This is a genomic window from Bradyrhizobium sp. sBnM-33, from assembly GCF_032917945.1.
In the GTDB taxonomy this organism is placed as follows: Bacteria; Pseudomonadota; Alphaproteobacteria; order Rhizobiales; family Xanthobacteraceae; genus Bradyrhizobium.
In genome coordinates, this window is sequence record NZ_CP136624.1 from 2,354,718 (window position 1) to 2,368,467 (window position 13,750).

Below are 13,750 nucleotides of genomic sequence, written 5' to 3' on the forward strand. Positions count from 1 at the left end.
TGGATCCTCCCTCATCACACAAGCCGATGCTCAAACGGCTCGGCTGACGAGCGGCGGCGACGCGGTTGCGAAGATGTTTTCAGCGATCCGCAAATCCTCCGTGCTGTCGATCTCATACCAACGGAGATCGTCACAACGCGCCGCAGCAAGCTGTAGCCCGCGTCTTTGGACGAGATAGGCGAGAAGCTCCTCGGTGTACGCCTGTGTGGCACCTGAACCGATGATGTCTTCCAGCGAAGGGACAATCGTCTTTGTCAGCGTAACGGAATTAAACCGCAGTATATTCATTGTCTTGAACAGTACCGGGCCGTCCCCGTCGAGGTCCGCTGCCGTCTGCTTCATCCGGAACGCAGAAATAAGTCCATTCTCTGAGAGCGTTACGGCAGACCCTTGCATGCTCGAATCGAACGGTGCAACCGCGGCAACGTCGTCGGCATCGGCAACGTTGAGATAGCGGAGCGCGTCCACCTCAAAGAAGACGTCACCTTCCAAGAGGTAGCAGTCTCCAGAAAGAAGCGCATCACGCGCTAGCCATAGGGAATAAGCGCTGCCAGTGCGGTCGAAAACGGTTGACTCGACATACTTGATCTCAAGCCCGCCGAAGCGGCTGCCGCAGGCATATTGAATGGCGTCCTTGCGATAGCCGACGACGATCGTCACCTCTTCGACGCCGACTGCCTCCAGGTTTCGCAGGGCATTGTGGAGGATCGGTGTGCCGTTGACCTCGACCAGGGGCTTCGGCCGCAGATCCGTCAGCGGTCGCAGGCGAGAGCCGAAGCCGGCGGCGAGAATGATGGCTTTCTTTGGAGCATTGGTAGCCATTTCATTCCCCTTCATCGTTGCGCGATATCGCTTCGTCATTCACAGGCGTTGAGGACTTCAACGAGCCGGCTCAGGCCGGTCTCGAGTGTGTCAGGTGGAATTCCATAGGAGAGGCGAATGCCTACGGGGTCCCCGAATGCGATGTCGGATACGGTCGCGACGCGGGCTTCGCAAGCAGCGTGTTTACGATGTCGGCGGCTGTCCTTGCACCGTTTCCGAATGTCTGTCGCAGCAGATCGGAACGGTTGAAATGGAAATAGAAAACACCTTGGAATTCCAGGCATGATGTCACCGTCTTCAACTACAAGCGCCTTGCGGAGCCAGGGAGTCAGTCCACGTGTTCACAGTTGCGGTCAGACGCCGCAAGCCTTTGCCGAGCAATTCGAGATCGATGCCGTAGGAGAGCCGGATCCCGGCGGGGTCGCCAAAGGCTGTGCCCGAAACCGTTGCGACACCAGCGTCCATCAGCAACGTTTTAACGACGTCATCGGCGCTGAATTCGCGGCCATGGGCCTTGGCCTGCCGCTGCAATTCGCTGAGATCGAGATAGAAGTAAAATCCACCTTGGGCGGCAGGTTGGGGTACCGATGTCAGCGTTGAAAGGATCGAGAGCCCGAGCGCCCGCGCGTTGGCAACTTGGCGCTGCAACTGCAATTGGTATGCAGGACCGCCGCACTCGAGGTAATGGAGCAGCGCGTGCTGTGCAATGACATTGGGATTGGAGGTTGTATGGCTTTGCAGCGCTCTAACCGCGCCTATGACCGCCTCGGGGCCTGCAAGATAGCCAATCCGCCAGCCGGTCAGGGCCAATGACTTGGAAAACGAATTGACGATCAAAGTGCGATCGCGTGCCCGGGGCGCAACCGAGACGATCGGATGATGGGTATGTGGGGCATGGGCGAAAGCTCCGTAGCATTCATCGAAGATGATCCAGAGATCCCGGTCGATGGCGAGTTGGGCAATGCCAGCAAGAGTGTCGCGGTCGTAGATCGCACCGGTCGGATTGTTCGGCGTGTTGACCACGATCGCCTTAGTCTTTGGTGTAACGGCCGCGGCCAGGTCCGTAAGGCTCGGCACATAGCTATTATGCCGGGTCTCGATAAACACCGGCGTGCCGCCGGCAACGACGATCTGGGCCGGGAAAGTAGTCCAGTAGGGGGCCGGGATCAGCACTTCGTCCCCGGGATTCAGAAGAGCCATGGCCGCATTGAAGAGCGCCTGTTTGGCGCCGTTCGTCACCGCGATTTCGTCTGCCGACCAGGGTTGAGCGGTCTCGGCGGAAATCTTGCGAGCAAGCGCATGTCGCAACTCCATCAGACCGAGCGTGTCAGTGTAGCGGTTGACGTTGCGATTAATTGCGGCGATCGCGCCCTCGCGCACCGAGGCCGCCAGGTCACTCCAGATCTCTCCGGCGGTCAGATCGATTATCTCCTTGCCGTTCGCGGCAGCTGCTTTGGCAGCGGTTCTCGCGGCGGCCGTGCCTGACGACTTGAACAGAACTGTTCGTTGCGCCAACATCATCGCTCTCCGTCGATCCAATGTAGCCTATGGTTGCTGCTGTGGCGCGAGGTCTAGCGGAGTCCTTGAAAATGAGACCCCACAAACCAAAAAAGACGGATCATCGTCCGTTTCGGCCTTTCGCCGAGAGAGAAATAAGCTCCTAGCTCTTCTTCGGGGACTAGGTGGCCATGGAGATAAGAGATCGGGCCGAGATAAGGCAGAAATGTACAGGTCGGCCGAGTAAGAGCTGTGGCGCCATTTGATGATACGGCCAATGCCAGAAGGGCAAACAAATGCTTCGTTTGCGATTGCAGTGGAGCGTGACGATAGGGCAGGCGGTCGCATCGCAGCAGTCCTTCGAGAATGAGTATGTTGTTGTGTGGATGACAAGCTATTGCCGTGGGTCAGGGGGGTGGAGATATCGCGCTTCCGCACGGGCGAGCTCGTCGTACCTCAACAAATCGAAGACCTCATCGAGCGTTGCGATATCTGGCTCAATGCCGGCAATGCCTTCCTCAGCGATAATGCGGCCGCAGACGTGCCGCATTGCCGCTATTGCAGCTCGCATGGAGTGGTTGGCCCAGATCACTGTGGAGATGCTGGCATCCCGATATTTAGAGACCGGTGTTCGATAGTATTTCGTTGGAACGATTACGACTGGTAGGCAGTTCTGCCAGGCACTCGCGAACGAGAGGATCTCGTCCGCGGTGCTCTTGCGCGAGTGAATGAGGATCGCGTCGGCTCCCGCGGCCGCGTAAGCGCTAGCGCGTAAAATTGCCTCGTCCATTCCATGGCCGGCGATCAGCGCTTCGATCCGGGCCACGAGGACCAAGTCGTCCGCGACTGTATCTTTCACTGCCCGCAGCCGGCCGGAAAATTCGTCGATATCGGCTAGAGGATGCCTATCGCCAACAAACGAGTTCATCTTCGGAAAACAGCTGTCCTCCAGCGCAATCCCGGCAGCGCCACGCTGACGGAGTTTGCGCGCCAAGAGGCGCGCATTGTTGAAATTCCCGAAGCCGCCATCGCCATCAACGAGCACGGGCAGCTCCGTCGAGTCCACGATGCGCTCGACTACGTCGACGAGTTGGTTCCATGACGCTTCGTTGGCATCGCGGTAGCCGAGAGAGCAGGCAATTGACAGGCCCGACGCCCATAGACCTTTAAAGCCTGCCTGCTTGGCGATCGCGCCGGAGAGCGCATCATGAGCTTCCATGAGGAAGGAGAGCTCGCGGTTGCAGCAAATCTCAGCGCGCAGCATTTCTGCAAGTGAGGAGTCAGCGCATCGATCAAGGCCGTTAGCGAGAAAAGATTGTGATTGATCTTGCATGCCACTCCTTGCAGGTGCCTTCGACCGGCCGGACATTCAGGGCGTGCTTCGCCCAGTTCTTGATCGAGGCAAGCCGCTCGGGAAATCCCGCAGCCAACCGTAATGCTTCTGTCATCTCGATCAATTGCTAGCGTTGGTAGTTGACTGGGCCGCAACGTGTTCCAAGTCGCAATAGGATGCCGCGCGAGTCGGGGCTAAAGTCCTAACAATCACGAGAGAAATCAAAGCGCACCCGTTCGACAATCGGCAAGCCTCATCAGCTCAGCACTCCTTACGCTGCTCGAGGTCGAGTACGATCCGACATCTCGACCTGCTCCTGGCGATGCGAAGTGTTGTCCAAGGCGAATGGGGCAAGGGTTTTGGTCCTCGTGAACCGCGGCCGCTCACCTTGTGGTACGCGACCCGCTCTCACCGCAGATGAGGGGAGAACGTGTCCCGTCTTAGGCCGCGCTCTTCTTGATCTACATCAACTAATGTCGCGGCTGCTGCAAACGGCGATGTCGCATTTCCGACCATGTCGCAATTGCGTCGATCGCCTATCGTTCCCAATCGATCGCAAATTCTCTCAAGCATTGTCTCCACGCCTGATTCTCGCGAGCGATGCAACTGGTACGAACTTTGCTGTTCTCATTCCAGGTTCTCGGAAATTGTGGAGTACCGCATGCACGGTATCGTCTGCAGCAAGCAGGTTTCCAACTTCGCTCAGATCCGCGTGCGCCCGGTGGCCAACAACTCCATGCGCCACCGGGAGGCCGAGCATAATCAACATCTACGATCTGTTCGCGCTGCGAGCAGTGCCGGAGCTAAGCGACGAGTGCGGCGGCGAGATAACCGTGCTCATCGATGGCCGCCGAGCCTTACGCAAGGCACTGACCTTCGGCGCCGACCACATCGTGCGGTCATTACCCGCGTATTCGTCAGGACGGCACACTGGCGAGCAGCTATGCGTTGGCGACCGCATCCGCAAGACTGGGAGGGAGTATGGCCCGGTTGATGTCACCTTCACTGACAAGCAAACAATCGACGGCGACACCGCAAAGGTCGAGCCCGGCATTACCAAGCGGCCCGGCCTGCTGGAGCTCACCTATGTCGCCAGAACGGGGGCCCCGGATCTCAGCGCACCCACCATCAAGGCGGAGCAGCACTCCATTAGTGCCGGACTGCGATTCCGCAAACGTCAATCTCGCGTCTGCCGATGTCGTGGTCGCCGAGGGTCTTGGGCTCCGATCGGCCGAAAATTTTCAAATGGAGCGTCAGCGCGCGGCTGTCCTCAGTGCCGAATATGGCTGCTCAGGTCCGCTGGCGCAGAAGGGCTGGGTCACCTCCGCCCGGCAGATCGGTCACACCGGCAAGATCATGCGGCCAAAGCTCTTTATCGCGGCCGGCATTTCCGGCGCGATCCAGCATCGGGTCGGCGTCAAGGGCGCAGCCCTGATCGTCGCCATTAGCATCGAGAAGAACGCGCCGATCTTCGAATTCGCCCATAGTGGCAGTGACGCGAACCGGCTGCTGGCGGCGCCGATGCCGCCTTCGTGCGCGTCTGCGGCCGCATTCGTGCGTTCAGATCGCGAGCTAGAGGAGGCTGTCACGATCGAGGTAAGGTTCGACGCCATCGTGGTCGGCTCCGGGATAGCCGGCATGCCTCCGCGTTACCTATGGCCAAGTTCGACATGAAGGCGCTGCGGCTGCGAATATTCGCCCGCGCCCAGTGCCGCTGCACGATCCGGAAAAGTGGCCACCGGTTTTCGAAGGAGATCATGCATAAACAAGAGAGACTGAAGCCTTGCGCTCTAATCGTGGATACCAACTGCGGAGACTGAAACATGAATGTCGAGCCCTCAGTGTGCCTCGAAGAGAAGCTGTTCTACAACCGCAATCACATCGATCTCGCTCGTTCCCATATCGGGGTGCGCGCGCACAATGCCGTTGCCGCAGCTTCTTTCGCTCGTGAAAGCCGGTCCCGCGCTTTGCTTCGAGCCGAAAGCCAAGTGCGACGTGGAGATCGCCCTCGACGGCTTCATCGAATGCGATACCCACCGCTTCGTTGGCGAGCCCTCTGGCGACAGAACGTGGAGCTACCAGTACCACGGTTATGGTGTGCTGTTCGAGCTTAAGTGAGTGAGGCGCTCCACCCCCGCTGCTTGATTGGCGTGCCCACGGTTTCGATTGACCTGTCCCTTCTGGGCGCCTGCTGGGAGAGGTCAACGAATTTGGGAATAGCATTTGCCGCAGCGCGCGAGTGTTCAGGCTGGATGAAGAGCGGAGCAAGGGCTTCGCTGAGCGGAATAAAACTAGATTCCGCTTAAAACACTCAATCGAACGGCGCAATAGCGGCCTCTTGGCTGCCCTCGTGAGTCGCCACATGGACTTATTCAGCTTCATCGAATGCGCGAAGCAAACGCGCTCTATTAAAGCGCTGTTCGATCTTCTTGTGAGCTGTGCGAGCGAGGAGGGCTTCAGTGAAGTCGCTTATGGAGCACTCACCTTCGCGGAACCGCCTCGTCTACCGGAGTATCTACCGCCCTCGGTGACCGTGAACTTCCCGCCTGACTGGTGCCACCGTTATTTTGAACGTAACTACCGTGTCATCGACCCGGTGGTCCGGCGGACACCAATGCTTCCGGGGCCGTTTCTCTGGGACGAACTCGCCAAGCAATATCAACTGCAATCCGGCGAGCAGCGCGTACTGGACGAGGCCAGAGAGGCAGGTCTGAAGCACGGTATGAGCGTGCCATTGTTTGGGGCATTTGGCCGAGTATCTGTGGTATCCTTTGCATCTCCGTTCGACGACGCCGATCCTCAGTATCGTATGAGTCACCTCAACACACTGGCCTGGCACTTTCATACCGCGTTTGCGGAGATCGTGCGGCCCTCGGATAGCAGCTGCGACAGGAAACTTACCCTGACTAAGTGCGAAAAAGACTGCCTGCGCTGGGTGGCAGAGGGAAAATCGTCTTGGGAAATTGGGAAGATCCTGAAGGTCAGCCATAATACAGTCAATTTTCATATTAAGAACGTGATGCGCAAGTTGGGTACGACGAACCGCACCCAGGCCATCGTAAAAGCGATTCGCCTCAATCTCATTGAATTCTCGGCGGCGCCAGCGCTGGCAACTGGTAACTGACCTGAGCGTGTGGCGTCCGCTCGCAGGATTCTCATGGCATGACGATCTAATCTCGTTGGGAATAGCAGCGAGTTGGATGCTGCATCGGTATAATCACAAAAGGCCTGCGCCGGTCGCCCACGAATCGGCCGCCGCTAGTGGTTCATCATAGTGATTTTGACGTTTTGATACCGAGCCATTCGAGGATGGGCAAGTTTTCCGGTGGCAAGAGAATCTCGATGCTTCTGGGGACGCCGGGTTGACGTCGGATGAAGCCGTTCCGTTCGAGGGTGACGATCATCTGGTGGACAGTCGGCGGGCTGACGGGGAAATGGCGCTGGATGTCGGCTTCGGCGGGCGGCTGGCCGAACATGTACGAATAGGTATGGATGAAAGCGAGGTAGTGCCCCTGCTTCTCGGTGAAACGCGCGCCTGATTTTTGACTCATCGTTGAATTCGTCCCGGCCTCCGACGAGGCAACGCGTGAATGTACGTTATCGGGTCGAATTGAGCCAAGCCGAGCGCGATGAACTGACGGCGATGCTCGGCGGCGGCAAACACGCCGCCCGCAAGCTCAAGCGGGCGCAGATTTTGCTGGCGGCCGATAGGGGCCGCCGCGACGAGGAGATTGCCCGGACCGTGAGTGTCAGCCTCTCCACCGTCGGCCGGACCAAGCGCCGCTTCGTGGAAGGCAATCTGGAGCGGGCCTTGAGCGAGGAGCCGCGTCCGGGCGCGGAACGCAAGCTGACGGGCAAGGAAGACGTCGAGCACAAGCAGTACCATACTCTTAGCAATCTAGCCGTGTGAGCGGGCTGAAAGCCGATCCGGCGCTTCCAAACGTGAGATGCGTAAGCTGAACAGTGCGTTGCGGACCGCAGAATGGAAGTAGGTCTCGGGTCGAATGTCCGCGGAAGTACGTCCCGCGGCAGATGAATAGCTCGAAAAAAGCCCCGGCCCGAGGGCCGGGGCTTTCGATCCGCCGTTTGAACGCGAAGAGATCAGTATTTGAGAACCGGCGGGCTAAACTTGTAATTGAGCCGCAGGGTCAGGAGATCGAAATCCTGACGGATGCGATCGGTCGCGACCACACCAGCGGCCGTGGTGAAGCTCACGTTGGCGTCCGGCATGAACAGGTGGTCGTACTCGACGCCGACCGACCAGTTCGGCGCAAAGCCGACTTCCACACCCGCGCCGACCGCGGCGCCCAAACGCGTATTGTCGGTGCTCGCCAGCTGCGCGCCGGTCAGGGTTGAGGTGACCTGATGGGTGTTGCTCGTCACCGCAGCACCGCCCTTGGCGTAAAGCAGAACGTTGTTGGAGGTGTAGCCGATCAGGCCGGTGATCAGGCCGAACGCGTCGGTCGTGCTGCGGTTAGTATTGAGGGGGAAGATGGTGCTGACATTGGAGCCGCTGAAATCAGCCCAGTTGCCCTGACCTTCGATACCAAACACCGCCTGGCCCATCTGCTGGCGATAGCCGATCTGGCCACCCACGGTGCTACCAGTTGCATCGCTGAAGCCCCAACCGCCGTTGATACCGATGTACAAACCGCTCCAGTCGTAGATCGCGGCCGCGACCTGCGGCGGTGCCATATAGACGGGCTGCGCAGCGAGATCCGCGCCGAATGCGGGTGCGGCCGCGCTAAGCGCGACGATGCTGCAAGTCACAAGCAACAAGTTCTTCATTTCCAGTTTCTTTCCTTTAGATGGCCCCCGGGCCGCGCGCGTCTTAGCAACGTCATCGGGAATTGCTGTAACGACAGCGCAACACTCACTCGAAAGAAAGAGCTTGAAACTCACGCTGCGTCAGGTTGTAGGCTTGGAAATCATGACCAAATGTGCACAGCCCAAAGCGTTGATCGCGTATGGGAGAGATGCGCGTCAATGCCAACATTGGAGTGAAGGGTGTTCGAATCGAAGCTCGCTGATAAAGGGGCGCGCGTGGGCGAGAGCCGCGACGAACTGTATCGGATCGTCTGGCTGAGTGTTGTTCCCCAGAAGGGCGCTTCCCCTCGGAGCCTCGCTTGATTAAACAGCAGAGGCAACGCCGACCATCGACTTCATTCACGCACGCCTATGGGCCCTGAAGCAGGTGTCACTTACGACTGCGCCGAAGCGACCGCTGGACCAGCTACATCTCGCTGATTTGATCAATCGTGCGGTCTCAAATCGTGTGATCGACGCCGGAACCGAGCACCAAGCGGGCCTTGCGATGGATGCGCGGAACCTCATTCATCCCGGTAGAGCACTGCGCTCGGGCGAAGCATGTAGTAAAGCTACAGCATTAGCTGCACTGGCTTCGGTCTATCGCCTCATTGAACAGTTGAAAAAGCTGGCACCGTAAATCAACTCTCGCCTTGAGTTCATGCGACAAGCCGAACCGTCTCTTTTGATTGATTTCCCGCCTAACAGTCCGCTGAAAAACCATGAGATGGAGAGTTTTCTTATTCTGGCCGGTCGTTGTTGGGGTGACGCGGCGGAGTTGGATGTAAATTTCTAGCCTGGTGTTGGGTGCACCCTGACGCGGGGTGGCTAAGCGGCAAGCAGTTTTGGAATGCGGATCATGTTATAGGCGATCAGATTGAGCAGGAAGTCGGCGGCGACGCGGCCGATGCCACGATGTTTGGTCTTGCGCATGGTGCCATGCTGCTTGCCCCATCCGAAAATGCACTCGACCATCGCCCGGCGCGATTGCGACATGCCATATCCCGGATGCCGCGTGGTTCGTTCGTCGATGGCGCTGTTGCGGTTCTTGCCGGTTTTGGTGGCGGCCTGGTTCTGTGTCACATGCGGCGTCACGCCGATGGCGCGAAGATTGGCGACATGATCGGCGGTATCGTACGCCTTGTCCTCACCGGCCGTGATGCGGCGGCCTGCGGCTTTGCGTCTCGCCTTCAGCATGGTCTCCGAAGCTCGGCGTTCGGCGGTGCCATTGGCATGTGTGACCCTGCCGGCCACCGCCAGCCCATGCCGATTCTCCATGGTGGCGTGGCCCATATAGCAAAGCTTGGCCTCTCGTCCGGCCGCCTTGCGATAAAGCCTGCTGTCCGGGTCGCTGGTATTCGCATGGGTGTCGTTCTTGCGCTTTTGGCCATGGAAGTTGGCGCCGTCATCATCGTCGCCGCTGCCGTCCTTGGGGCGGAAGCTCTTCTGTGAAGCCCAGGCTTCGATCAGCGTTCCATCCACCGAGAAGTGCTCGTCCGACAGCAGCGGCTTGACCTGCGGATGGTTCAGAAGCCTGGTCATGAACTTCGTGAACACGTCGCCGTTCTGCAGCCGCTCCCGGTTCTTGGTGAAGGTGGTCGGGTCCCAGACCGGATCGTCCGGCGACAGTCCCACGAACCAACGATACAAGAGATTGTAGTCCAGTTGCTCCATCAACTGGCGTTCCGAGCGGATGCCGTAGAACACCTGCAGCAGCAAGGCGCTCAGCAATTGCTCCGGAGGGATCGAAGGACGTCCCTCGCTGGCGTAGAGCCTCCCAAGGCTGCGGTTCAAATCACTCAAAACATCCCGGACAAGTTCCCGGACCTTCCGCAGCGGATGGTTCGCTGGCACCCGCTTATCCGGCGCGATGTACGAAAACAGGCCGCCCTGATCCGTAAACCTGCCGCGCATGATCGTCTCCGCCGATTCGGGATGATCAAGTGAATCATCAAGCCCCCTCCGTGGCGAGGGGGTTCTTCAGCAGACTGCTAAAGCTTATCGATCCACTCCTGGATCTCAGTCTTTATTTCTTCGAAACTGGGTGGGTCATCATAGTAGAGAGCGCGACTGCGGTCATAGGCGTTCGCATACAGGGCCGTCGTTTCGGCGTCGCTCAGAAGAAAAGCTTCGTTCCCAGCGATGTTCTGGTTGTCGCCCTAACGAAATCGCTTTTGTTTGTGCTGCTTGTATCCTTCCGTGCCGATGAATTCCTGAACCTCCGGACGTTGGAGCAGTTCGTAGACATCATAGTAGTGCCGCATGAACCCGACCGGATCGCCGACATCGGATTGCTGATTGCGAAACTTGGTCGAGATCGTCTGCAGCTTTTCTACGAATGTGTAGCTAGGATCATAGCAAGGCACCGCCTTGGCGGTTATCGATGATGTCGACGTTGCTGGCGACGGCCCGGTCATAAAGCCAGGAACTGATATCCTCGGGTGTGTTTGGCGCGACCTTGTCAAAGCCGGCCTCGAGCAGGACGCCGTCCCTCAGCCCTTCCCGGTTCAGCGATGCTCGTGTAAATCAGACGGATTCCTGCGTTCCGATAATCGGGCACATCATCAAACGCGGTATCGCGCTCCACCTTCGTGATGCCGTCGATCTTGATCATTTGGGCCAGCCAGTCGAAGAAGTCCTTTCTGGATCGGATATGCGGCGGCTTGTTGTGGTTCTTGCCGGTCTTCACATCCCGGTCGGAGGTTCGATGAGAATATCGATGGCCTCCGAAAACCGATTGATGATCTGATGTCCTTTCGAAAGGGAAGTTCCACCCTTCAGCTGGAATGTGAAGCCGAGCTGCTGCAGCCCGTAGAGGCAATGCATGATCCAGTAGTCCTTTTCGACGAGCGGTGGATCAATGCCCTTTACTTTCGCCACAATCCGGATCAGGTCAGCAAACTGAGGATGATTGTGGAGGAAATCACGCGGCATGCAATTCGCTCGCCCTTAGCGCACGCTCGAAGAATTTCTTTGTTCGCTCGTTCCCATACTCGCGGACGGCGCGACGCAAGCGCCGCCGGTCGGACGACGCGGCGCGTTGCACTACCCGCTTGAGAACCTCGTCCTTGGCTTCCGCGAGCTGATCAACGTTGTTGACGAGGTCAATAAGGAGAAATTCCTTTGTAAGCGACTTTGGAAAGCGCGGGCTTCACGCGAAACGCAAACTTGCGGCTGCCTAGCTGAAAGTCCCCGTGGCGCTTGTGGTTGTAGACGACGGTCTTGTCATAAAGCTGCGTCGTGCCCACTCCCAGACTGTTGTAGGCATTCGGCGAAGCCAGGAGAAATGTATCGTCCTTGAGAAAAGCGCTAACGACTTCCTTGTCAGCAGCGGGAGCCGGACCATACACCGTTTCCTTTGGATAGGCGTAGAGCCCGCCCGAAAGCTTCTTGAGGGTACCGCTCTCAACCAGCTGCTTGAGATGCCGATCGACAGAGGTCGACCAGCGCCGATCCGCGCGCCGATAGGCTTTTCCGGGCTTCAAGTGCCTTTTGAGGGTATCGAACTTCGTCATGGTCTGGAGTATAAGTCAAAACTGACTGTTTCGGGTTTCTCATTGAAAATCCATGCAATGTATGGTCATAGAAGATGCCTAAAAGCGATCGGATCCGAAGCAAGGGCGCAACACATTCGTGAGATTAGGTCGTCCATTTCGTATCTGGTTGACGGATCTTGTGTCTCGTCCTCGAACATCTGGTCGGTTTCGTCTTCCCTCAGAGCTTCGCGACGACCTTCCTGGCGCCACTGGCTCGCGATGCTGCGCATCACCTGTGAAAGGAATGCTGGAAGCTGGACTTCGCTGGGCCACAGCCGCCGCCCCAACAAGATGCAGTCGAGCGCCTCGTAGAGAAGATCATCCGTATCATGGTAGCGTAGGCCGCTGCCCAGGCGCGGGCTAACAACGACAGGCGCACGAGGTCGGGCCCGCGCAAGCGGCCGATGATGCGGCGAACCTCGCCGAGGGAAATATGCGTCGCCTCATCGTCCATTGATTGCCGACCAGGCCTCCAATGAGTGTTGCGCTGCAGGTGGCCTTTCCGGGAAGGCTTTGCGAAAATTTTTCGGAAAGTTACCGACGGCGACCGATCGACGCGAGTCTCGCCGGGCACCAAAAGAGGCTTGGTGATCGATGCACAACGCCTTCTGATAACCTAAGTCTATGTTATTACTGGGATAATTATAACTGTCTTGAAATGTCATCTGACAATCATTACACTTATTACAGTTGCGCGGAGGTATGGGCCATGACTGACGTGGTCACCAAGCTCAAGATCGATGATCGTGATCGGGAAGAGGCAAAGAAGGGCGCGGGCCTGCTTGGCGGGCTTGCAGCGCCTGGCGGCCTGTTCTTCACAGATCCCTCCGGGAAGCCGATCCTGACAGAGATGCCTGCATCGCTCTTGCGAGCGGTGCACGATTTTCTCGACGCCATCTCGCAGCCGGGCGAAACCTTGGTCTTCAAGGCGGAGCATGAGGTTTCCCCAGAGACGGCAGCCGAGATGTTGGGCATCTCTCGTCCCGTCGTGTACAAGCGCATGGATGCGGGGAAACTGCCGTTCCGGCAGGTAGGCACCCATAGACGAATCCGTGTCGCAGATGTCGCGCGCCTGAAGCAGCATGAGGAGCAGCGCCGGAAGGCTGCGGCTGAAATAGCTGCCGATACCGAGGATCTCGAGGCGAACTATGCCGAGACCGGTAACCGGGCTCCTTGATGCAAACGTTCTATACTCGAACGCACTTCGCAATCTCCTGCTTCAGCTTGCGTTGAATGACGCGTTCGAGGCCCGGTGGACGGATCGCATCGAAGATGAGTGGCTCCGCAATCTCGAGGATCGGACGAGAGATCGGGTTTCGCAGCGAACCCTGCCGCTCATTCGCAAGCACTTTCCGGATGCGATCATTTGCGATTTCGACGCCGACCAAGCTATCAGAAGTACGGATCCCAAAGACCGCCACGTAGCCGGTGCAGCCGTCGCGGTGCAACCCTGTGCACTGATCACAAACAACCTCAATGATTTCGATGCAAGCGAGCTCGCAAAGCTCGGCGTCCGAGTGTTGTCGCCGGACGATTTTCTCGTTGAGCTATTCGACGAAGCACCGGGCTTTATCGAAGCCGCAACACGAGAGGCGGCGGCCAACCTTACGAAGAGCTTGCCTTCCTGGTACGAATATATTGCCGACCTCGAGCTCAGAGCGGGGTTGACAAAATTCGCCGCGCGATTGCGTTCGTTCGACCACCAGACAAGTGGTTCCGATCTTGCGGCAACAAAGGAGCCCGAGTGAGAGGATCG

General features: G+C 58.1%; 14 protein-coding genes and 3 pseudogenes. 7 read left to right on the top strand and 10 right to left on the bottom strand.

The annotated features are described in order from the left end of the window. Positions 1-30: 30 nt before the first annotated feature. The 3 genes from RX328_RS10855 to aepX form a co-directional block, all read right to left on the bottom strand. A complete protein-coding gene (locus RX328_RS10855; RefSeq protein WP_213256671.1) occupies positions 31-822 on the bottom strand; it encodes a phosphocholine cytidylyltransferase family protein in 792 nt (263 codons plus the stop codon). Between the two features lie 297 nt (positions 823-1,119). Continuing rightward, a complete protein-coding gene (locus tag RX328_RS10860) occupies positions 1,120-2,340 on the bottom strand; it encodes a pyridoxal phosphate-dependent aminotransferase (protein ID WP_213256673.1) in 1,221 nt (406 codons plus the stop codon). A gap of 373 nt (positions 2,341-2,713) precedes the next feature. Beyond that, positions 2,714-3,583, bottom strand: a complete 870-nt coding sequence (aepX, locus tag RX328_RS10865) for a phosphoenolpyruvate mutase (protein ID WP_213256677.1) — start codon at positions 3,581-3,583, stop codon at positions 2,714-2,716. A 1,221-nt stretch (positions 3,584-4,804) separates the two neighbouring features. On the opposite strand from aepX, the pseudogene RX328_RS10870 reads away from it, so the two are divergent. From RX328_RS10870 to RX328_RS10880, 3 genes and pseudogenes are all read left to right on the top strand, one after another. Next, a pseudogene (locus RX328_RS10870) lies at positions 4,805-5,228 on the top strand (electron transfer flavoprotein subunit alpha/FixB family protein); the annotation flags it as partial. Positions 5,229-5,572: 344 nt separating this feature from the next. Next, entirely contained in the window at positions 5,573-5,770 is a 198-nt protein-coding gene (locus tag RX328_RS10875) for a hypothetical protein (protein WP_308163806.1), read from the top strand. Positions 5,771-6,014: 244 nt separating this feature from the next. After that, on the top strand, positions 6,015-6,776 hold the full coding sequence (locus RX328_RS10880) for a helix-turn-helix transcriptional regulator (protein ID WP_213256675.1): 762 nt from the start codon (positions 6,015-6,017) through the stop codon (positions 6,774-6,776). 145 nt (positions 6,777-6,921) lie between these two features. On the opposite strand, the gene RX328_RS10885 is transcribed toward RX328_RS10880, so the two are convergent. Next, complete coding sequence (locus RX328_RS10885; RefSeq protein ID WP_317258691.1) at positions 6,922-7,203, bottom strand: LexA family protein; 282 nt, start codon at positions 7,201-7,203, stop codon at positions 6,922-6,924. A gap of 35 nt (positions 7,204-7,238) precedes the next feature. On the opposite strand from RX328_RS10885, the pseudogene RX328_RS10890 reads away from it, so the two are divergent. Next, positions 7,239-7,517 (top strand): annotated as a pseudogene (locus RX328_RS10890) (helix-turn-helix domain-containing protein); the annotation flags it as partial. Between the two features lie 236 nt (positions 7,518-7,753). On the opposite strand, the gene RX328_RS10895 reads toward RX328_RS10890, so the two are convergent. The 6 genes from RX328_RS10895 to RX328_RS10920 all read right to left on the bottom strand — a co-directional run bounded on the left by RX328_RS10895 (position 7,754) and on the right by RX328_RS10920 (position 11,973). Further along, entirely contained in the window at positions 7,754-8,440 is a 687-nt protein-coding gene (locus RX328_RS10895; protein WP_213257609.1) for an outer membrane protein, read from the bottom strand. An 846-nt stretch (positions 8,441-9,286) separates the two neighbouring features. Then, positions 9,287-10,372, bottom strand: coding sequence for an IS5 family transposase (locus RX328_RS10900; RefSeq protein WP_317258692.1), 1,086 nt, complete (start codon positions 10,370-10,372; stop codon positions 9,287-9,289). Between the two features lie 245 nt (positions 10,373-10,617). Beyond that, the gene (locus tag RX328_RS10905) at positions 10,618-10,875 is read right to left on the bottom strand and encodes a nucleotidyl transferase AbiEii/AbiGii toxin family protein (RefSeq protein WP_057903016.1); all 258 of its coding nucleotides are present in this window, start codon (positions 10,873-10,875) and stop codon (positions 10,618-10,620) included. 44 nt (positions 10,876-10,919) lie between these two features. After that, complete coding sequence (locus RX328_RS10910; protein WP_057903017.1) at positions 10,920-11,147, bottom strand: hypothetical protein; 228 nt, start codon at positions 11,145-11,147, stop codon at positions 10,920-10,922. After that, positions 11,144-11,392, bottom strand: a complete 249-nt coding sequence (locus RX328_RS10915) for a nucleotidyl transferase AbiEii/AbiGii toxin family protein (protein WP_249727377.1) — start codon at positions 11,390-11,392, stop codon at positions 11,144-11,146. Before RX328_RS10915 ends, RX328_RS10910 begins: the two co-directional genes overlap by 4 nt. 170 nt (positions 11,393-11,562) lie before the next feature. Continuing rightward, the gene (locus RX328_RS10920; protein WP_249727379.1) at positions 11,563-11,973 is read right to left on the bottom strand and encodes a hypothetical protein; all 411 of its coding nucleotides are present in this window, start codon (positions 11,971-11,973) and stop codon (positions 11,563-11,565) included. A 730-nt stretch (positions 11,974-12,703) separates the two neighbouring features. Between RX328_RS10920 and RX328_RS10925 the strand changes: the two genes are divergently transcribed. The 3 genes and pseudogenes from RX328_RS10925 (at position 12,704) to RX328_RS10935 (ending at position 13,742) form a co-directional block, all read left to right on the top strand. Then, entirely contained in the window at positions 12,704-13,171 is a 468-nt protein-coding gene (locus tag RX328_RS10925; RefSeq protein ID WP_213257546.1) for a helix-turn-helix domain-containing protein, read from the top strand. Next, positions 13,143-13,406 (top strand): annotated as a pseudogene (locus RX328_RS10930) (hypothetical protein); the annotation flags it as partial. The gene RX328_RS10925 and the pseudogene RX328_RS10930, both read left to right, overlap by 29 nt. A gap of 105 nt (positions 13,407-13,511) precedes the next feature. Then, positions 13,512-13,742, top strand: coding sequence for a hypothetical protein (locus tag RX328_RS10935; protein ID WP_249727380.1), 231 nt, complete (start codon positions 13,512-13,514; stop codon positions 13,740-13,742). The last annotated feature ends 8 nt before the right edge of the window (positions 13,743-13,750 follow it).